A 21,367-nucleotide genomic window follows, 5' to 3' on the forward strand; every position below is an offset into this window, starting at 1 on the left:
TTCCTGTTCCCTGTTCCCTGTTCCCTGTTCCCTGCTATAACAACGAACAACGAACAACAAACAAAAATGAATTTGGGATTACCATTAGGTTCTGTTATTGAAGGTTCTCTAACTGGGGGTTTGGAGGTCAGATTACACCCAGATATTTCTGTCGAAGATATGCGGGTAGGTAAATTTCTCGTGGTACAAGGGATGCGATCGCGCTTTTTCTGTATGCTAACAGATGTATCCTTGGGTATGGCGAATGACCGCATTACAGCTAGTCCTCCCAATTGGGAAGATAGCTTTCTGCGTGAAGTATTAGCAGGTAGCGGTACTTATGGGATGATCAACCTAGCACCCATGTTGATGTTTACCCCTGAATCTCCAGAATCTGGCTTTTCTAACAATGGTAAATCCCCTAATTCTTTTATCCCATCGTCCACTGGTTTAGCATCCTTTCAACCCCAAACCAGTACGACGATGGAATTATTACCTGTGAAAACTATTCCTAGTCACTTTAGCCAAGTTTACGAAGCCAATGAGGAGGACTTCCGCAAAGTGTTTGGCTGGGAAGATGACCCTCATCGTAACAACTTTTCTATCGGTAAACCCTTAGATATGGATGTGCCGATTTGCATTGATTTAAACCGCTTTGTGGAACGGAGTAATGGGATTTTTGGTAAATCGGGGACTGGGAAATCTTTCCTGACACGGTTAATTTTAGCTGGGGTTATTCGTAAAAATGCGGCTGTTAACTTGATTTTTGATATGCACTCAGAATATGGTTGGGAAGCAGTCGCAGAAGGAAAGAACGTTAATACTGTAAAAGGTTTAAAACAACTATTTCCCGGACAAGTTGAAGTTTACACACTTGATCCAGATTCAACTAAACGGCGAGGTGTAAGAGACGCACAAGAACTATATCTAAGCTATGAACAGGTTGAAGTTGAAGATATTAAACTATGTAATCGTGATTTAGGACTTTCAGAAGCGGCTTTAGATAATGCTAATATCCTCTTTACAGAGTTGGGTAAATCGTGGATTATTCAATTACTAAATATGAGTAATGAAGATATTGAGATGTTTTGTGACGAAAAACGCGGACACAAAGGCTCAATTATGGCATTACAGCGGAAACTTTTTCGCTTAGATAGTTTAAAATATATGCGAAGTGCTTGTCCGCAAAATTATATTAAAAATATCGTCCAATCTTTAGAAGCTGGAAAAAACGTAGTTATCGAATTTGGTTCCCAGTCCAATATGCTCTCATATATGCTGGTGACGAATATGATTACCAGACGGATACATGAGCATTATGTCAAAAAAGCTGATAAATTTCTCCAAAGTAAAAATCCTTTGGATCGGCCGACACCATTAATGATTACAATAGAGGAAGCACACCGCTTTCTTGACCCAGGAGTGGTACAAAGTACAATTTTTGGAACTATTGCTAGAGAACTACGAAAATATTTTGTCACGCTTTTGGTAGTTGATCAACGTCCATCAGGGATAGATAATGAAGTCATGTCTCAGATTGGGACTCGAATCACCGCTTTGCTGAATGACGAAAAAGATATTGATGCTATTTTTACAGGTGTATCTGGTGCGGGTGGTTTACGCTCAGTCTTAGCTAAGTTGGACTCTAAACAACAAGCTTTAATTTTAGGTCATGCTGTTCCTATGCCAGTAGTCGTGCGGACTCGTCCCTATGATTCTACCTTTTATTCCGAAATTGGTGCGATCGCTTGGGAAGAAAAAACAGATGAGGAAGTATTCACCGCTGCTGAACTAGCAAAAGCAGATTTAGGTTTTTAGTAGTTTCAAGTCAATAACAGACAACAGACAACAGACAACAGACAACAGACAACAGACAACGGACAACGGACAACTAACAATTTCGTAACATCCCTCCATTATCCAAGTAGCTCAAGTTCGGTTATCCGGCTAATCAAAAGCAACTTTAGAGGGGTTTTCGCGTCACTATGGATATGCGAACACAGTTTTTGGAAGTTAAAAAAAAATAGTTTCCATAATCATCAACTTTTTGGCTTGATTACTAGAGTATTTATTATCTGGGAACTTTACTATTGACTCTGTTTGTCGTAACATAAAACCAATGTAAACTCATACTGACTCCGGTTTCAAAACGACTACTAGATAACTTAAACAAAAGAATTCTAGCCACCAACCCAATGTATTTCTGCTAAAACTCCAAAATCAAAATTATAGAGAGGGTAAGGAGACATATTTTTAGACTAACAACATCTTCATAAAGGTTGGATCAATATCAATCATGCTTGATGGTAGCTTTTCATATCCAGTGATGTATATTGTAAGCTTACGAATTGCCTTTGTTAAAAAAATATTGATTATGTTTAAGGAGTAGAGGATAAAAGCACCAATGCCTACAGTTAAAAATCATACAGAGAATGTCAATGCCAAATTTACCGCTGATATGGTCAGAACCTATCTGCGAGAAATTGGTCGTGTACCTTTGTTAAGCCGTGAACAAGAGATTATCTACGGTAAACAAGTACAGCAGATGATGGCGCTGCTAGAAGCTAAAGAAGCTTTGAGGAAGGAAATTGATCATGAACCTAGTTCATCAGAATGGGCTGCCCGTGTTAATCAATCAGAAACAGAAATAAATCATCTGATGGTACAAGGTAAGCGAGCCAAGCAAAAAATGATTGAGGCTAATTTACGCTTGGTTGTAGCTATTGCAAAAAAATATCAAAAGCGAAATATGGAATTTCTGGATTTAATCCAGGAAGGTACTTTGGGATTAGAACGGGGTGTGGAGAAATTTGATCCTATGCGGGGTTATAAGTTCTCAACCTATGCCTACTGGTGGATTCGTCAGGCAATTACCAGAGCGATCGCCCAACAAGGTCGAACCATTCGCCTACCAATCCATATTACCGAAAAATTGAACAAAATTAAAAAAGTTCAACGGGAGTTAGCACAAAAGCTAGGAAGATCACCCTCACCGACAGAAATCGCCAAAGAACTGGAGTTAGAACCGGCTCAGATTCGTGAATATCTGAATATGGCGCGTCAACCAGTCTCTTTAGATGTGCGCGTCGGTGAAAACCAAGATACCGAATTACAAGAAATGTTGGAAGATGACGGTCCTTCCCCTGAGTATTACACTACTCAAGAGTTTCTACGTCAAGACTTGAATAATTTACTTGCAGAACTCACACCCCAACAGCGTCAAGTTGTCGCCTTACGCTTTGGTTTAGAAGATGGAAATGAAATGTCCTTGGCGAAAGTTGGTGAACGGTTGAACCTCAGTCGGGAACGAGTCCGCCAATTAGAGCATCAAGCCCTTGCACATTTACGTCGCCGTCGAGCTAATGTCAAAGAATACGTTGCCAGCTAAAACAGTATACACGCAACAGCGTATCTTGAAGCATTCCTCTTGGTGATGCGCCTCCTGAGTTCAAAACAGGGGGCGATTTTTTTTGAAGAAATAGAAAAGGTTCTGCAAATTTCTGATTTATTTTGCGAAATCTGTAGATGGGAAGTTGTATCTACTGGCAGATCAATACAAGAATTAAACATTGAAACAGGCTGAGAATTTTCAATCTCGATTTTACATCCCTCCGGTGGAGGATTTTATGAACTGATGGATAAATTTATTAACTAATGATAATCTGAGATTATTCCCCAAATTTACATAAATGGTGAGTTTTTGCTGAATTTAAAATTAAATATATAGATAAAACTTTTGAGGGAATCGTCAGTAATGAGTATTCAGTTATTATGGCAAAAATCCAGGAAAGAACAATAGTTAGCTTTATTACAGGAGAAATCCGATGCTTAATCATATTTCCAAATTAATGACTTCTAGCCAATTTAAATTTCCCATTGTTGGACTAATTGTTTCGGTTGGTATTTTGGGTATTAGTTATTCTAGTCAACAACATTACAAACTCCTCTCATCAACGGCCTTAACTACTAATTATGTAGTACCCATAAATCAAAGACAGATTAACTTTGATCCTGCTGTGATTAAAGAGGAAGCTATGCAAAAATCACCAGTGAATATTTCTAATCAGATATCTACTGATAAGTTAACAGAAAATATCACAGCATTATCTACAAATACGAGAGAATTGGGGAGAAAAGGACAAATCCAATTTCCCGAACAAGATGGGACTTATCTTTATGGACAATCATCCACACCAAATGAATTAGGACAAGGTTACATTCTCTTTCAAAAACAACAAAGTAAAATTATTGGTGCTTTGTATGTTCCTCACTCTGAATTTAGTTGTTTTCAAGGAACTTTAGCTAAGTCAGGAGAATTAGCAATGACAGTGAAAAGTTCTCCCGGTGAAGTTGGTGTAATGGAGGTTTCTACAGCAAGTACGATCCCTAAAGTTAATGAAAATGAGTTCACAACTTATCCTTATTCAGTAACATTACAAGACTATCATCAGTTGAGTTCTGTAAGTTCTAATGATAGGGAAATTTTGCAGATATGCCAACAAGGAAGCGATGGTTTTAAATAAGTAGGTGGACGTAAATAATTGTCCTTGGGATATAGCATTTTTTAGTGAGGTACAAGAACCCCAACCCCCTCCCCGCAAGCGAGGAGGAGGCTATAAATATACTCGATATGATTAGGAAATGCTATAAAGCAGGGAGAAATAAGTTAATGACCAATGACCAACGACCAATGACCAATGACCAATGACCAATAACTAATGACCAATGACTAATTTGAATTAATACTCAATTCCTGCTTGAGCTTTCACCCCTTGATCCTTAAAAGGATGCTTAACTAATGTCATTTCAGTGACTAAATCGGCTTTTTCAATTAATGCCGGTGGTGCGCCTCTTCCCGTGAGAATTACGTGCTTGTCTGCTGGTTTTTGAGCTAAACCTGCTAATACTTCTTCAACCTGTAAATAACCCAGTTTCAGAGCAATATTAATTTCATCGAGGAGAACTAATTTAAAGTCTGGGTTGTTGATAAATTCTAGGGATTTTTCCCAAGCAGCAGCAGCTTTATCAAGATCACGATCACGATCTTGAGTTTCCCATGTAAAGCCTTCTCCCATTGCATGAAATTCGAGTTGGTTTTCCCAGTGGCTAAAAGCACGTTTTTCTGCTGGTTCCCATGCGCCTTTGATGAATTGCACTATGGCTACTTTATGTCCATGTCCGAGCGATCGCAAAACCATTCCCAAAGCCGCAGTAGTTTTACCCTTACCATGACCAGTATTGACGATAATTAAGCCTTTTTCCGGTATGGCTTTAGCTATGCGTTGATCTTGGACTTCTTTCCGTCGCTGCATTTTTTGACGGTATTTTTCATCAGTTTGGGATGTTGATATTACCTCATCAATTAACCGGGAAATCTCTTGATCTGCTGAATCTGGATGTAATTCTTCTGGTGTGTCGCTTTTCATAAATCCTGTTGATAAATAACTGTTAAGACTAAGAACATGAAGTATAATTTTTCTGCTTCGACAAATTCATTAGTTATGATAGACCAGAAATCACATAAATTATGTTAGCTGTGATCTTAATAAAAAGTAGAAATATCTGTGAGGGTTGGCATCGGTTTCCGAGTTAATCCTCTGGGATAATCTTATTGTAAACCAAAAAGAGCGATCGCATTTTTCGACGCAGAGTAACGCTAAGTCGATCTTTTCAAGCTTTTACTCTGCTTATATTTTATATCTCAATCGGACCAACATTAAAACAAAGTTCTAATTGCTGATACTTTTAACCGAGACATTCCCCGATATCTGAGATATCGTGAATGTCCAGTACAACATCACCAACTGAGTTGGTAAAGGTGGTTACGTCGTAACAATCCCCTGACAATAGTATTATCAAAATTTTCGTCAGCAAGCAGTTTTAACATACTTCCCGTTCTGCTTTCCGCGCCAACAATCTATCACGCAACCCTTGGGAATCAAATCTGACCTCATTTATTTTACGAACTTCCTGTGCTTGTTGGTGTCTTTGCTGTAAATACACTTCCACTTCTTGTTGATGATTGAGATAGAAGGCAATGGTAGCATAAATATCAGCAAGTTTAAGGGATGGATAACGGTAAGCAATTTCTTCTGCTGTTGTTCCTTGTTTAAAAACAGCAATTACCGTATCTAGTGTTACACGAGTTTTGCCTATCCTAATGCGATAACATTATATCCAGTGTATTTGCTATTCAGGATTTCCCAAAAATGTCACAAAAGCCAGGTAAGAAAATTGCACCTATTCCCATGTCTAAAAATGTTAGCGTGGTTGACTTGATTGATACCTATTTTACCGCTTACAACTCAGCCCGGTTGCGGGAAGCCTGTCAACTGCTAACTAAGGAAGTGTTTCAAGAGGGTGTCACCGTAGGAGTAAGCCTATCTGGGGCGATGACACCGGCAGGTTTTGGAGTTTCCGCCCTTGCGCCTCTCATTCGCAATGGTTTTATTGACTGGATGATTTGCACAGGTGCGAATCTTTACCATGATATGCACTATGGTTTGGGTTTTGAACTATTTGCGGGTAGTCCCTTTTTAGATGATGTCAAATTGCGAGAAGAAGGAACAATCAGAATTTATGACATTATTTTTGGTTACGACGTACTGCTAGAAACGGACGCTTTTATTCGCAAAGTTCTCCAAGCTGAACCTTTCCAAAAGCGCATGGGAACTGCGGAATTTCATCATTTACTGGGTAAGTGCGTCTGGGAAATCGAAAAGCAATTGGGTGTCAAAAATTCCTGCTTATTGGCGACAGCCTATGAATGTGGCGTACCTATTTATACTTCTTCTCCTGGAGATAGTTCCATTGGGATGAATGTGGCTGCTTTGGCTTTAGAAGGTTCAAAGCTGGTAATAGATCCGTCCATTGATGTCAATGAAACCGCAGCTATCGTCTATGGGGCGCGAGAAAACGACGGTACAAGTGCAGCGGTAATTATTGGTGGTGGTAGTCCTAAAAACTTTTTATTACAAACACAACCGCAACTTCACGAGGTTTTAGGATTGGAAGAACGGGGACATGACTTCTTTATTCAGTTTACTGATGCCCGTCCTGATACTGGTGGTTTGTCTGGGGCGACTCCTGCTGAAGCTGTGAGTTGGGGTAAAATTGACCCCGATGAGTTACCTAGCGCTATTGTTTGTTATACCGATAGTACGATCGCTCTACCTTTGGTGACAGCATACACTCTTAATCAATGTCCACCACGCCCCCTAAAACGGCTGTATGATGGACGGGAAGCTTTACTAGATACATTGCAAAAAGACTATCTAGCAGCTAAAGATCAGCCTGTGAGTGAGGGTAGTAAGGAAAAAGCCGCTACTTATCCCTGCGGCACACCAGTTAAAGGTTAGGGTTTTAAAGTCATATTAGTAAGGTGCGTCAGCAGCTAATAATTTATTAAGTTTGACGCAACCTACTAACTTATGAACGATTAATCTCCCATTTATTATGATATATTGTGGATAGTTCCAATCATTTTAAAACTTGATATATGATATAACATCACAAATCATCCAATAGAAAAATATGAAAAATATTCAGATTACTTCATTAGGTATCAACCAAGCACTTAAAAACCATGATTATTTATCATCCATTGCACAATATATATGGAACGGTTTTGATGCGGAGGCTACTGAAATTAATATAATAATGCAATCTGATGACTTGGGAAGAATATCAGAACTAAAAATTATAGATAATGGATGTGGTATTGCTGATCCAAATAGATTTTCACTCTTTTATGAATCGAATAAACAAATTAATTTTGGTACTGCCAAGAATCTATCACATATTCACGGTAACAATGGTATAGGCAGATTAACTTTTTTTACTTTTTCTTCCTCAGCACAATGGGATACTATTTATGAAAAAGAAGGAAAAAGATATAGTTATAGCATAAATATAAATCATAAACAATTGGATAACTATGATATCTCAGAAGAGGTAGAAACTGATAAAAAAACAGGAACAACAGTTTTTTTTGATGATATTCATACAATTACATCTAATGATTTTAATGATGATCTTAATATCTATCTATATAGAGAATTTAGCTGGTTTCTTGAACTAAATTCAATGAAAAACTTTTCAATTAAAATAAATGATATGGATTTAGATTATAAATCTAATTTCATTAGCGATTTCACTGAATTAGAACATAAAATTGGTCAATATTTATTTAATTTGAAATTTATTCGCTGGTCTCAATCTCTAAAGAATGAATATTCTAGATATTACTGTATTAATTCCAAAGGTGAAGAAATAGATAAAAATACAACTACTCTTAATAATAAAGGTGATCATTTTTCTCATAGTGTTTTTGTTAAAAGTGAGTTCTTTGATCAAGAACATTTTGGATGGAGAAATATACAGAATAAGCAAATTTATAATTCTTTGATTCATTTTATTAATCAACAGCTTCAAAATAGAAGAAAAATTTTTCTGAAGACAAAATCGGATGTAATAATAGATGAATTTAGAAGAAATAATGCTTTCCCAAGATTTAGTAATAATACTTGGGATCAATACAGAAAAGCTGAACTTGAAGATTTTATCAAAGAATTATATCAGGTAGAGCCAAAAATTTTTAGTTCTCTCAATATTGAACAAAAGAAAGTATTTGTTCATTTTTTGAATTTAATTCTTGATTCAGATGAAAGAACTAAATTAATTGATGTATTAGGAGAAATTATCAAGTTAACTTCTTCTGATTTAGAACATTTATCTGAATCTTTAAAAGTTACCAAACTTACAAATATTATTAAAACTGTAAGATTAATAGAAGATAGATACAGAGCTATTGATCAGTTGAGAAATTTAGTTTTCAATCAAGATTTAGAAGCTAACGAACGAGATCATATTCAAAAATTTGTAGAAAATCATTACTGGATTTTTGGTGAGCAATATCATCTTGTAACTGCTGCTGAACCAAAGTTTGAAGAAGCATTACGTAGGTATACTTATCTATTAAGAGGAGAAAAGCCTATTGTTTCTATTGATCATCCTGACAAGAATAAAGAAATGGATATATTTATGGTACGGCAGCTTTTAAATAATTCTTCTATCAATAATGTAGTTGTAGAGCTAAAACATCCTCAAAAGAAGCTTGGTTCAAAAGAATTAGAGCAGGTTAAAAAATATATGGGAGTAATTTTGGAACAAGATGAATTTAATGCTTCTAACGTGACTTGGGAATTTTATTTAATTGGTAATGATTTTGACAAATCTAAATATATTGAAAGAGAAATACAAAGTGCTAAGTCTCATGGTGAAAAATCTCTAGTACAGGTTGTTGATAATTATAAAATTTATGTTAAAAAGTGGAGTGAGATATTCACTGAGTTTGATTTAAGACATAAATTTTTGTATGACAAACTTGAATTAGAGAAGGCACAACTTAATATGGATGCTAGAAGTGCAAACGAAATCATTAGTAATATCCATAGCAATAGTGCGGTGCAACCTCCTCAACGTGTTATTCCAGAAAATTAAAATTTTTGTAACTTTATAAGTGAAGAGGCTTAACATCCGGTTAAAAAGTTGTTATCGTAGATTTGATAAGGAAGAACTATTTGCTATTTTTCAAAGCCAGTTGATATCCTACATAAATCCATTGATTAACGCATCTTTATCCGCGTTTATCTACGCTCATCCGCGTACCCTTATTCTTGCTATTCTCTCCTCAGAGTGATTTTTATAAATTAACTAATTATAAATAAAAGCCAATTGCCAGAAGGCTTTTTGGAAAAAATTATAGGTAACAAGAAGTAAATATGATTTATCAAGAATAAGCACGATCTCCTCATTTTCTTCAAAAATTTAGGAATATGGATGATTTTCAGCTTTGGCTTGATTACAAAAGAAAAATAATCAGCATATTCCTAAATATATAAAAGTAACTGAACATTAATCTTACCTTTGATTGATGTAGATCATGTCTGTATTTTGAGAACATATAAGGTGTTTACGTGCTAATCGGAATTAATAATAATGACCATACATAAGATAAACATTGGTTTGACAGAAAAGCAGCGTCAAGGTGTGATGAATTTGCTAAATCTTGATTTAGCAGATGCCAATGTACTGCTAGTAAAAACGAAAAAGTATCATTGGGATGTTGTCGGTCCGCAGTTTCGCACCTTGCATAAACTTTGGGAAGAACACTATCAAGAACTGACAATAAATATTGATAAAATAGCTGAAAGAATTCGGACTTTGGGCTGTTATCCAACTGGTACAATGGCAGGATTTTTAAGTATTGCGACCCTCAAAGAACATAGCGATAAAATTCCTACAGCAACCAAGATGGTGACTCAATTGGTGGAAGATCATGAGCAGATTATTCGCAATTTCAGAAATCATATAGATCAGTGTAGTGAAGAATTTCATGATCAAGGTTCTGCTGACTTTTTAACTGATTTGATGGAAAAACATGAAGAAATGGCTTGGATGTTGCGTTCATTTATTGAAGGAGAAGCAGTAGAAGCGGATGGAAAAAAACAACCAGCAGCAACTAAAGTTCCGGTGGGTGTGTAATTGATATTTGTCAACACAAAATATTAGGAGTAAAGAAGTGCCAGAAGAATATCAAGCAGAACGTACCATCTCCGCTGTATTTAAAGAAGAGAAACAAATTGATAATGTAATTCGGCGGTTACTAGATAGAAATGTCCCCAAGGATAATATTTCGGTAATGGGGCGAAATTTTCAGTCAGAAACGCGAATTTCTGGTTTTATTACAAAGCGAGATGTGATTCTCGGCGGTTTGAGAACAGGAGCAATTTTTGGTTCTTTGTTTGGTTCGTTCCTGAGTTTGCTTACAGGTGTAGGTGTATTGTTTGTTCCCTTTGTTGGGCCAATTGTGGCAGCAGGTCCAATTGGGGCGATATTATTAGGGGCTGCAAGTGGAGCGATCGCTGGTAGTGCTGGTGCAGGTTTAGTATCAGTTCTGACTGCTTTAGGAATGCCAGAAGACAAGGCTACACTCTATCAAACCCGCTTAGAAGCTGGTGAATTTTTAGTGATGGTAGAAGTACCGAGCGATCGCAGTGGCGAATTTCAATTAATTCTCGAAAGTGCTGGTGGTGAAGAAATTAACACCATTGAAAAAACACTACCCCATCCTTGTCCGGGAATCTGTAACAATCCAAATGATTTATCGCCTGAAGTTCGCACCCATCTTTCCCCAGAAGCCCAGCGGATATTCATGCAACGTTATAATACTGCACTGAATGAAAATATGGATGAACTTACTTCTGAACAAATGGCTTGGGATGAAGTTCACAAACAATTTGATGAAGACGAAAATGGAGTTTTTTCAAAAGTTAAAGTTTTACGCTAGGAATATGCAAACAACAAATTGCACAATCTAGCAAAAAATATTTACCCAGTTATTAATCTAGAGAAATACTCTTGTGGTGCGGGCATCTTGCCCGCTATCTAGATTCAGGAAACAGGTTAATTGCCCCTACATTTATTCATCAAATGTCTATTTACTACTTTGCTGTTTAATTGCTTGTTTTACCACTTCGATATCTAACTCAAATATCCGAGCAATTTGTTCTACAGTTAGCCCCTCATTTAACAGTTTAGGAATCGTTTTTAACTTAGTTTCTAACTCCGTCTCTTCTTTTACTTCTTGATAAAATCGGGTTTGCTGCCATTCTGTTAATCCAAACATTGCTTCTAACTCCTGACGGCTATAGGATGAAAATTTGTAAACCAGCATTCTTTCTACTAATTCTAAAAGATTACGACTCTTGGCCGCATCTGCTTTTTCGACCAAATTGATCAAAGTTTTTGCTTGTTGGATAGCTTCATCTTCAGGGGCAACTACTAATTTAATAATTCCTAAACCAATTGAAGATGATGTATCAGCTATTTCATCTAAATAAACAACATGAATTAGTCCAGCAGTTAGTAAAGTTTGATATGCCAAGGGTATACCAGGGTCAAGATCCCGATTTGCCCACAATACTACCGCTTGCCATGTTCTTTGAGGTTTATTTTGGTTTAAGTAAAGAACTGCTTCTGTGATTAATCGCCAGTATAAATTATCATCGCTTTGAAATTGTACTTCTACAAAATAAATCGGGTCTTGTAGGTACTCTGGTTTAGGTAAAAATAAGCCATCTATTCGCCGGGCTAATTCTTTGATTTCCACTGAGGAAAATTCGTAGTGTAAAGCTAGTGTAGGAGGCTGTTCTAGCAGTTCAAATAACACACTGGGGAGATTTTGCAGTAATGTGTAAAATATCGTGTCTGTCTTCATATCTTGTTGTTAACTATTATTCTAACGGAAAACCGCCATATTTTTCAATAATTTGATCAATATCTTCCATAATCTTAATAGTTTCCGATATGATGGAAATTATATTTTGATAATGGCTAATATCATCAAAATTCAATTGTCTCCCTTTTCTATCTTTCAGCCATTTTTGACAAACTTGATAACCTCCAATATAAAAATTCCAAATTTGTTGCGGAACTTGATCAAAATACTGTTCAGAATTTATCCAAATTTGTTGATGATTTTCATTATATTTCACTTGTTCCACAATATCAGAACCAGGAATGGGATAAGTAGAAATTTCTGTTCCTGTTTCTTTCATGAGATGATATTTTACTAATTTATCACCTTTGATTACTAATTCCCAAAAAAGCGCAGAATTGGCAGTTAAAGGAACGCGAGGAAAATCAATCTTTAAAAATTCGGCGTAGCGTTGACGGTAAATAGGAGAATGAAAGATAGCGTAAATGTAATTAAAAATATCCTCTGGTCTAAAGGTTTTATTTTTATCTGATTTTCCATCAAACATAAATTCTAAATCTAGTTTTTGGGAAAATTCAATAATAAATTCTGGGGATAAATTCGGTTTACGTCCTCTAGGTGTATTAGTTGGGATAGAATCAAATAAAGTTGGGGTATCTGTTGGGTAAAGGTAAAGAGGGAAAATATTAACTCCACCTCTTCTAAAAATATTAGTATCAATAGGTTGGTTCGCAACTGATACCAAAGACCAGATAGGATCATTTACAGCAATTCCTTGACGACCTAAACCTAAACATAAATTATCTTTTCTAAAAACATGATCAAGTAATTCTCGTCTAGGCCTATCCATTATTAGATCACTATAATAACAGTAACGCCAATCGAAAGGGCGATATAAACAACTAATTATTTTATCTTCCCATTGATTATCTAAGCGAATTAATTGACGGACTTTATCTAATCGCCAATCTTGATGATCGTGAATATTATATTTATTGCTATAGTCTTCATTAGATAAATTAGTTTCTCGCAATTCTCTAAATTTTTGAGTAATGCTTTCCTCCTCAAAATCAATAGCAAAATGATCTCTATGGGTTTTTATACCAGCAGCATTCACTAGCATGATATCAATAACTTTCCATCCTTGTTCATACTCTGATGATAAACTGGTATTTTGAGGGTTAAATAAATAAAATTTAGCTTCAGGTTTGACAATTTTCCAATCAGTTGAACTAATATCATTTTCAGCTAACCAATGATACTTACCTCCAACTAACTCCTTATTTTCATAAACCTCTCTCATACCCCATAAATCAGCATGATAAACAGATGCTAACTTTTGCTGACTATGTTCATATTTAATAAAAATACTGATTGCTACACCTTGCTGAATATCAAATACATTTTTATCCTGTGAACCGTCAGGACAAACTTCTTTTTTCTTGCTATTACCATGTAAATCTAAAACATAAATCTCATCAAAAGTTTGCATCAAATTTTGACGCATTCCTCGAAAAGTGGGATTATCTAAATAACCATGATTTGTAATTAAAGCCACAATACCATAACCCGTTTCCGAAACCCGATGTTGAGCAAAACGGATAAACTTTACATAATCATCTAATAATCCTTTCGGGTTTCTTTCTCCTAAAGGTTTACCATCTACTTGATAATAATCTCTAACTAATCCTACAATCCAAGGATCAGTATTTATAGATTCATAAGAATAGGGAGGATTTCCTAAAATTACCATCACAGGAACATCTTGTTTTATATCTTTTGCTGCTTCTGCTTCATCTCTAATTCTGTTCATAAAACCATCAGCAGCAGGAATTTGAAAAGCCTCTTGTAATGTATTTGTTAAATAAATCCTTAACCGTTCATCAGAACTAAAATCATAACCCAATTCTTGCAACTGTAAACCTAATTTCATGTGTGCTACAGTATAAGGTGCCATCAACAATTCAAAACCAAATAATCGGGGTAATAAATGTTGACTCACATAACTTGACCACATCCCCTTTTGAGATTTAAACTTATCATAAATAAAATCAATCACACTGTGCATAAAAGTTCCCGTACCCACCGCAGGATCTAAAATCAAAACTTGATGAGTTTCGATAGTTCCCTCACCCTTGGGATTGGGGATTTTAATCTTTTTAGAATCTGCTAAACCTTTACTAATATTAAACTTATGTTTGAGAATATAATCCACACTTTTAACAATATAATCAACCACAGGTTCAGGAGTATAATAAACCCCTCTTGATTCTCGCATTTTTGGATCATATTCTGCCAAAAACGTCTCATAAAAATGCACAACAGGATCTTCTCTGCGGGTACGTTTACCAAAATCTTTAAGAATTTCTGCCATTTCCGTTTGTTGCAGAATATTCGCTAAATTATCCACAGCCCAACTAATTCTATCATCTAAATCTGGTCCTGCTATTTGTCCAAAAATACTCCTTAAAAATGGGTTAGTTTTTGGTAATTTAAAAGCTGCTGTTTCCCGTGAAAAAGTATTAACATTATCAGTATTACACCGCGCTGCAAATAACCCATAACAAATAGTTTGGGCATACATATCCGCAAATTGTTCTACCGTCAAATCCTTAATTAATACTCTTTGAAATGACTCTAACTGCTGACGTAACATTCCCCCATTATCTACATCATGTAAAGCCGTTTTAATAGCATCTCTCATCAATTGCGCTAAACTGGCCATACGTTTAGCTAAATCCTTCGGTGTGGTGACTTGGGGAACTTTAGCTAATAAAAATTGCCGTAAAAGTTGGTCAACTTCTTGTATTCCTTCTTTATCAACTTTGATTTTTTTGTTTTTATCAATTGTTCCTAAAGATGCAGTTAATTTTAATTCTCCTTGAATATACCAGCGAAATTCTAAATAATCAGTTAAAATCAAATTACCTAAAGCCTGAAAATAACGCCCCATTTGGGTAGTTTTTTCTACTTTCTTGAGAGAAATACCAATATCTTTAGCTTCAATATGTCCAATTTCTAAAATACCATTTTTTACCACAAAATCTGGCGCACCGCAAGCTATTCTTTTCGGTTCATTAATAGCTTGAATTTGAGAATCTAAAGAATCTATTAACTTCTTTAATGCTGGGCGATAAGTATGTTCTGTGGCATTTTGTTGTTGATAAATTTGCGTAATTTCTTGAATGTAGGTTTGTAGATTATTCATATATGTATGGATTTAAAAACAATTTAGATTGAATTAAGTGATAAGTAACTCAACTTTTAAAATGACCTTTATCTGCAAATCTGCCCTCAGTCATATTCTGCCACTAACTCCTGTTTCATTAATGCCATAAATATGATGAATTACATAAGGATACTTTTCTCTAGCCATTTTACTTGCTACTTCCTTATCCTGATCAATAAAATAATCACCGCTATCAGGTTCAATAGCAATATACCAACCATAATATTTATCTAATATTTCTGGTTTTAACCGCTCAAAAATCGCCCAACAACGCTCAGAGAATGCCTGTCTTCTAGCTTTTTCCTGAGCCTTTCTTTCTTGTGTCCACTGAATTTCGGGAAATACTCGACCACGACGGACAACTCTTTGGGGTGTGGATTGTGTCATCTTCATCACCTGATTAAAGTGTATTCCTCATTTTAACATAATGTGCCATAGCTCTTAATTCATTGAAAAACATCTACACAAAAATAGGATGAGCTTTTATACCCACCCCTGATGTATTAATCTTATTTGAATAGTTGAAAATTATTGGGGTTTATTTTGTTGACGACGAGAACGCATATTTTCGCGCATTTGCTTAATTTGCGCTTTCTGTTCAGGAGTTAATACAGCGTCCATTTGTTGTTTTGATGACTCTCTAATTTCTTTCATTTTAGCTTTTTGTTCAGTGGATAAGCCTAATGAAGCAAAAATATCACCTTTTTTTCCACGTCCTTCTCTGCGTTGCTCTTGTCCTTGTTGACGTTGTGCTTTATATTCTGCCATTGTGGCTTGTAATTTAGTCTTTTGTTCGGGTGTCAAAACAGCTTCAATTTGAGTGCGGGTATTGCTACGAATTTCTTTTATTTTAGCTTTTTGTTCAGGGGTCAAATTCAACTTTTTAGCTGGACTTTCTTTTTGCCATTCCTGACCAGCTTGGGGTGAAGATGAATTTTGTTCTGCTTGAACTGCAAAGGGAGTTGCGATTAAAGTCAAAGCCAGAGTACCAGCAATTAGTGATAATGTCTTCAGTTTCATAATTACCTTTTGGTTATGTTTGGTTATGTCGGTTTTCTATGTTCCTATCTTAGAGACTAACACCCAGTAACCACATGAGGCAAAAGTCACGTCTACACCCATTACTTTAGTCATGACATTAGCATTCAGATATCTTATGCTTGTTCCATTTTAATTTAATCGTGATACAAATATTTTAAGTTAGGTTGAGGATTTCAGCCTTGTAACTATATCAACTATCAATCAATTATGAATCGTCCTATTCAGTTTAATAATCATCCTTTTCGATTTCTTTTGTATTTAGAATGGCTATTATTGGGATTTTCAGCGTTAATGGCATTAATGCCATCTCCCTCACCGCGCTTTTCGGCAATGTATCCAGAATTGACAATTTGTAGTTTAACAATTTTTGGTTTAATGGGGTTAAGATTGCCTACTTTCAATAAAACCAATAAAATTATTTATACAGCATTGGAAGTTATCTTAATTTTAATTACTGGTTTTTTCGGTGGTAGAAGTGCCAGACTTTTCCCCTTTCTCTATTTAATTTTGGTAACTCGTAGTTGTTTAATTTTTCAACTTCCCGGACGATTAACAGTTACTTTATCTTCATTTATTTTATTTCTATTTACTCTGCGACAACGGATACCTCCTGGAAGATTTTCACCAATAGCTCAGGAAAGATTTAGATTTTTCAGTTTTAGTTTGGCGGTTCTATTTGGTTTAAGTTTAGTATTTGTTTTAATACTAATGAATACTGTTTTGGCTGAACGGCAAAGTAGAGATAAACTGCAAGCTGCTAACGAAAAACTCCGTCAATATGCCTTGAAAATTGAAAGTCAGGCAACTTTGGAAGAACGCAACCGCATTGCTAGAGAAATTCATGATTCTTTAGGACATTCTCTAACGGCTTTAAATCTGCAATTAGAAACTGCTTTAAAATTATCAAAACATGATATACCTAGAGCGATGACGTTTTTAGTCACTGCAAAAGAACTTGGTTCAAAAGCCTTACAAGATGTCCGGCAATCGGTTTCTACTATGAGATACCATCCTTTACAGGGACAAACCTTAGAGGAGGCAATTAAGGTTCTTGCAGCGGATTTTCAGCGTTATAATGGCATTTTACCTAGTTGTCAAATTTCTATTATCTCTCCACTGTCTATGGAAATCAGCACTCCTATTTATCGAATCATCCAAGAATCATTAACGAATATTTCTAAATATGCCCAAGCTACAGAAGTTCAATTAGAATTAATAACAACTTTAGCAGGGTTGAAGTTAATAATTCAGGATAATGGCAAAGGTTTTGAAGTGGGGCAAAATACTACTGGATTTGGTTTACAAAGTATGCGCGATCGCACTTTAGCATTAGGAGGCGAATTTCGGATTAACAGCAGCCATAATCATGGTTGTCAAATAATAGTTGATATCCCTTATTCATATCCAGAGATAGCAATAGAATAGCCAATTACCTATTACCAATAAAAATGATTACAGTCTTACTTGTAGATGATCAAAGTTTAATTCGTCAAGGTCTAAGAGCCTTATTAGAATTAGAAGTAGATATAGAAATTGTGGGCGAAGCAGAAAATGGTCAAACCGCAATTAATCTAGTTGAAAAATTACGACCTAACGTAATTTTAATGGATATCAGAATGCCTATCATGGATGGAGTTGCTGCTACCAAAGAAATTAATCAGCATTTTCCTCAATGTAAAATTCTCATATTAACAACTTTTGATGATGATGAATATGTGAAAGCTGGATTACAAAATGGCGCAATGGGTTATTTACTCAAAGATACACCCTCAGAAGAGTTAGCAGTTGCCATTCGTGCAGTTGACAAAGGATATTCCCAATTAGGACCAGGAATAGTCAAAAAACTAGTCACTCAATTTCCGGCTACCTTACCCCAAGCTGTATTAGCTATACCACCGAACCTCACGGAACTTACCCCCAGAGAAAAAGAAGTTTTGCGGTTAATTGCCATTGGCGATAATAATCGAGAAATTGCCAAAAAACTGTACATTTCCGAAGGTACAGTCAAAAATCATGTCACCAATATGTTGAATCGGCTGAATTTACGCGATCGCACACAAGCTGCTATCCTAGCCAATAGTTTTTTGACATACTTAGAACAAGATATTTGAAATAAATAGCACGTAGTTTCTTTGATGTAGTCATTATCAGATTACAACCTTTTGTCTGCACCACATTTACATAAGTAGGTTGGTGTTGAAAATTGTCGTTATGGCAAGGCAAAAGGCAAGAGGCAAGAGGCAAGAGTGAAGAGGGTTTGGGCGATTTTACATTTCTTTACACAGTTTGGTTTTATTGTGTTCACCTACTTAGACATACTTGATAATGATAATATTGACAAAAATTAATACACAATACTCAAAACTTCCTATAGTTGACACTCTCAACAAAAACTAAAACAAAATACCCAAAATTGACACCGATTAAATCACCTCAAAAGCTTATGTCATATAAGTTACACAGCTTAAGATTACAAACAAAGCAATAATCTTAACTTGTATTAATAATAAGAAAAACTAAATTCCGTATTTTTTCGGTATCATCTTAGTTTTGACTGGTGCATAATTTAAATCACAAGGATACTAGAAAAGAGGCATCCATTTACACAGTTCCATTATTGTTTCTTTAAAATAAATGATACTGTACTACTACAAGTAAAAAGAGTTTGTTTAATTCCGTATTTACTTGATTTTCCTACCCACTTTCCCATTTAAAACAACGGAGAATAATCATCATGGCTATCAACTCAGAAAAACTCAGCATGGTTTTACAAAACTTTGTTAGTGCTACTACTGATGTACAGGGAGCAGCACTTGTTACTCCCGATGGACTCCCTTTAGCAGCAAGCTTGCCAGGTGGAATGGATGAAGAAAGGGTATCAGCCATGTCCGCATCTATGTTATCCTTAGGCGAAAGAATTGGTATGGAATTAGCCAGAGGAACTATTGACCGAATCTTTGTAGAAGGCAATAAAGGCTTTGGTATCTTAACTGGTTGTGGTCAAGATGCCGTGCTTCTAGTTTTAGCCAGTGAAAGCGCTAAACAAGGATTACTAATGCTAGAAATCAAACGAGTTCTAGCAGAATTAAAGCTGATCCTCATGTAAATTACATCACCTTAGAGGTTAACTTATCCAGAGTTCCCCAATAGATAAATACTGCTGATTCTAGGGAACTTTTTACTTAATTGGATGTGTTTATTTTTGCAGTAAGTAGCTAGATTGGTCGTGTCAGCCTGAGTACGAGATAGTGCCAACCTTGCCAGAATTAAACAAGAAGAAAATAAAAATGTGAGCAACTGTAAACATTTTTGTATCGAAGGGTGATAAAGATGGAAATTATGCGCTTGGTTGTCACAGGAACTGTAGGGGCTGGTAAATCTACCTTTATTCGTTCCGTTAGTGAAATTGAAGTTGTAGATACAGATACCCGTGCAACTGATGAAACAGCATTGCTGAAGAAAAGAACCACTGTAGCCTTTGACTTCGGCAGATTGCAATTTGGTCCAGATATGGCATTGCACCTTTACGGAACACCTGGTCAAACTCGCTTTGACTTTATGTGGGACATTTTGATTAATAAAGCACACGCTTATATCGTACTCATCGCAGCCCATAGACCAAGAGAATTTCGTCAAGCACGGAATATTATCAACTTCATGCAAGCGAGAGTTAGTGTACCGATGATCATCGGTATCAGCCATACAGATTGTCCCGGAGCTTGGGCAGAGGAAGATATATACTTAGCAATTGGTTATGTAGATGAGCAGAATCGGCCTCCTTTAGTTAAGGTGAATCCTAACGAAAGAGACTCAGTAGCAGAAGCAGTAATTCACTTAGTACAGCACTTAATGGAAAGTTGTGCAGTTGAGAGTTAAGAGCTTTTTTGAAAGTACAAATTGGGATTTTGAGTTCTGGGTTTTAATAAATCTCTTCTTCATCAAGGAGGCTGATTATGTCTATTAATGGTAACTTTGCAGATTTTTCTTTGCCAGAACTGCTGCAATTTTTAGATCAAGGCAAAAAGACAGGTATACTTCATATTGAATTGTCATCTGACAAAAATCAAACTAACGCCAAGCAAATTTATTATATTTGGCTGCATCAAGGACGAGTTGTAGCTGCATCTGATCGTTTAGATCAACAAGGTTTAACATTGTTAATTGCTCAACGAGGATGGGTGAGTGAGCGGGTAATCTCTAGGGTGACTCACATTTCTGCCTGTTTTATTAATTCACCTTTGGGACTGTGCCTAAAATCCCAAGGTTTAATCCAACCAGAACAACTGAAACTATTGTTTAACTCTCAAGTTCTCCGTCCAGTCTGTGCCTTATTTCAAATTAAAGATGGTCAGTTCAAATTTGAACCAATTACAGCTTTACCATTGGGAGAAATGACAGGTTTGAGTATGTCCGCAACCGAAGTTATATTAATCGGATTGCGAGCATTACGAGACTGGAATGCCTTAGCTGAAAAACTACCAGATCCCACCTCTGGCTTATCAGGTCTAAGTTCAAAACAGCCCAAATTACAGCTAAATGCTCAAGAATGGCAAGTATGGGAATTTGCCAATGGTGAAGTTGCCCTAGCCAAAATCGCCGATCAACTTAATCTCGCCGTAGATACAGTATTGCAAATAGCTTTCCGTCTCATTGTGATTGGTTCAGCAGAAGAACATTTTATGGTTGCGGCTACTTCTATCTCCATGACCGAGGAAGTTTCTACTTACGAAATACCCATAGTTGCACCAGTTCCAGAACCGGCTCAAAAGCCAGCAGTTAGTCAATCATTTCTCAAAAATTTAGTCGGTTTTCTGCGGAGTAAAACTGCTTAATTAATC

The 21,367-nt window shown here is 36.1% G+C and carries 18 protein-coding genes and 1 pseudogene; 12 read left to right on the forward strand and 7 right to left on the reverse strand.

Annotation, left to right across the window (positions count from 1 at the left end; genetic code table 11):
- Nucleotides 1–66: 66 nt before the first annotated feature.
- The 3 genes from AN486_RS07270 (at nt 67) to AN486_RS07280 (ending at nt 4,502) form a co-directional block, all read left to right on the forward strand.
- Entirely contained in the window at nt 67–1,797 is a 1,731-nt protein-coding gene (locus AN486_RS07270) for an ATP-binding protein (protein WP_039199949.1), read from the forward strand.
- A gap of 586 nt (nt 1,798–2,383) precedes the next feature.
- Nucleotides 2,384–3,367, forward strand: coding sequence for an RNA polymerase sigma factor, RpoD/SigA family (locus AN486_RS07275; RefSeq protein ID WP_290599898.1), 984 nt, complete (start codon nt 2,384–2,386; stop codon nt 3,365–3,367).
- 436 nt (nt 3,368–3,803) lie between these two features.
- Complete coding sequence (locus AN486_RS07280) at nt 3,804–4,502, forward strand: hypothetical protein (protein ID WP_053540289.1); 699 nt, start codon at nt 3,804–3,806, stop codon at nt 4,500–4,502.
- Between the two features lie 216 nt (nt 4,503–4,718).
- Here AN486_RS07280 and cobO read toward each other — a convergent pair whose 3' ends face one another.
- The 3 genes and pseudogenes from cobO to AN486_RS07295 form a co-directional block, all read right to left on the reverse strand.
- A complete protein-coding gene (gene cobO / locus AN486_RS07285) occupies nt 4,719–5,405 on the reverse strand; it encodes a cob(I)yrinic acid a,c-diamide adenosyltransferase (protein WP_053540288.1) in 687 nt (228 codons plus the stop codon).
- 454 nt (nt 5,406–5,859) lie between these two features.
- Nucleotides 5,860–5,988, reverse strand: a complete 129-nt coding sequence (locus tag AN486_RS07290) for a hypothetical protein (protein WP_290599901.1) — start codon at nt 5,986–5,988, stop codon at nt 5,860–5,862.
- A 30-nt stretch (nt 5,989–6,018) separates the two neighbouring features.
- Nucleotides 6,019–6,141: pseudogene (locus tag AN486_RS07295) on the reverse strand (DUF433 domain-containing protein); the annotation flags it as partial.
- A 47-nt stretch (nt 6,142–6,188) separates the two neighbouring features.
- Here AN486_RS07295 and speY point away from each other — a divergent pair.
- The 4 genes from speY (at nt 6,189) to AN486_RS07315 (ending at nt 11,329) form a co-directional block, all read left to right on the forward strand.
- Nucleotides 6,189–7,337 (forward strand): deoxyhypusine synthase, encoded by a 1,149-nt coding sequence (speY, locus tag AN486_RS07300; RefSeq protein WP_290599903.1) that lies wholly within the window; start codon nt 6,189–6,191, stop codon nt 7,335–7,337.
- Nucleotides 7,338–7,512: 175 nt separating this feature from the next.
- A complete protein-coding gene (locus AN486_RS07305; RefSeq protein WP_290599905.1) occupies nt 7,513–9,480 on the forward strand; it encodes an ATP-binding protein in 1,968 nt (655 codons plus the stop codon).
- Nucleotides 9,481–9,984: 504 nt separating this feature from the next.
- A complete protein-coding gene (locus tag AN486_RS07310) occupies nt 9,985–10,524 on the forward strand; it encodes a Dps family protein (protein WP_152608806.1) in 540 nt (179 codons plus the stop codon).
- Between the two features lie 37 nt (nt 10,525–10,561).
- Nucleotides 10,562–11,329, forward strand: a complete 768-nt coding sequence (locus AN486_RS07315) for a ChaB family protein (protein WP_290599930.1) — start codon at nt 10,562–10,564, stop codon at nt 11,327–11,329.
- Between the two features lie 147 nt (nt 11,330–11,476).
- Here the strand turns inward: AN486_RS07315 and AN486_RS07320 are convergent, their stop codons facing one another.
- The 4 genes from AN486_RS07320 to AN486_RS07335 all read right to left on the reverse strand — a co-directional run bounded on the left by AN486_RS07320 (nt 11,477) and on the right by AN486_RS07335 (nt 16,508).
- Entirely contained in the window at nt 11,477–12,259 is a 783-nt protein-coding gene (locus tag AN486_RS07320) for an Rpn family recombination-promoting nuclease/putative transposase (RefSeq protein WP_053540283.1), read from the reverse strand.
- Nucleotides 12,260–12,275: 16 nt separating this feature from the next.
- Nucleotides 12,276–15,467: a type ISP restriction/modification enzyme gene (locus AN486_RS07325; protein ID WP_053540282.1), complete on the reverse strand. Its 3,192-nt coding sequence runs from the start codon at nt 15,465–15,467 to the stop codon at nt 12,276–12,278.
- A gap of 90 nt (nt 15,468–15,557) precedes the next feature.
- Nucleotides 15,558–15,875, reverse strand: coding sequence for a hypothetical protein (locus AN486_RS07330; protein WP_290599908.1), 318 nt, complete (start codon nt 15,873–15,875; stop codon nt 15,558–15,560).
- A 141-nt stretch (nt 15,876–16,016) separates the two neighbouring features.
- Nucleotides 16,017–16,508, reverse strand: a complete 492-nt coding sequence (locus tag AN486_RS07335) for a P pilus assembly/Cpx signaling pathway, periplasmic inhibitor/zinc-resistance associated protein (protein ID WP_168635047.1) — start codon at nt 16,506–16,508, stop codon at nt 16,017–16,019.
- Between the two features lie 228 nt (nt 16,509–16,736).
- Here AN486_RS07335 and AN486_RS07340 point away from each other — a divergent pair, with 228 nt between their 5' ends.
- The 5 genes from AN486_RS07340 to AN486_RS07360 all read left to right on the forward strand — a co-directional run bounded on the left by AN486_RS07340 (nt 16,737) and on the right by AN486_RS07360 (nt 21,361).
- Nucleotides 16,737–17,954, forward strand: a complete 1,218-nt coding sequence (locus tag AN486_RS07340; protein WP_168635046.1) for a sensor histidine kinase — start codon at nt 16,737–16,739, stop codon at nt 17,952–17,954.
- A gap of 23 nt (nt 17,955–17,977) precedes the next feature.
- The gene (locus AN486_RS07345) at nt 17,978–18,640 is read left to right on the forward strand and encodes a response regulator transcription factor (protein ID WP_168635045.1); all 663 of its coding nucleotides are present in this window, start codon (nt 17,978–17,980) and stop codon (nt 18,638–18,640) included.
- Nucleotides 18,641–19,263: 623 nt separating this feature from the next.
- Nucleotides 19,264–19,635, forward strand: coding sequence for a roadblock/LC7 domain-containing protein (locus AN486_RS07350; protein WP_168635044.1), 372 nt, complete (start codon nt 19,264–19,266; stop codon nt 19,633–19,635).
- Between the two features lie 224 nt (nt 19,636–19,859).
- Nucleotides 19,860–20,405, forward strand: a complete 546-nt coding sequence (locus AN486_RS07355) for an ATP/GTP-binding protein (protein ID WP_027404353.1) — start codon at nt 19,860–19,862, stop codon at nt 20,403–20,405.
- 77 nt (nt 20,406–20,482) lie between these two features.
- A complete protein-coding gene (locus AN486_RS07360; protein WP_168635043.1) occupies nt 20,483–21,361 on the forward strand; it encodes a DUF4388 domain-containing protein in 879 nt (292 codons plus the stop codon).
- Nucleotides 21,362–21,367: the final 6 nt, after the last annotated feature.

Origin of the sequence: Anabaena sp. AL93 (genome assembly GCF_001672085.1) — a bacterium.
Lineage (GTDB): Bacteria > Cyanobacteriota > Cyanobacteriia > Cyanobacteriales > Nostocaceae > Dolichospermum > Dolichospermum heterosporum.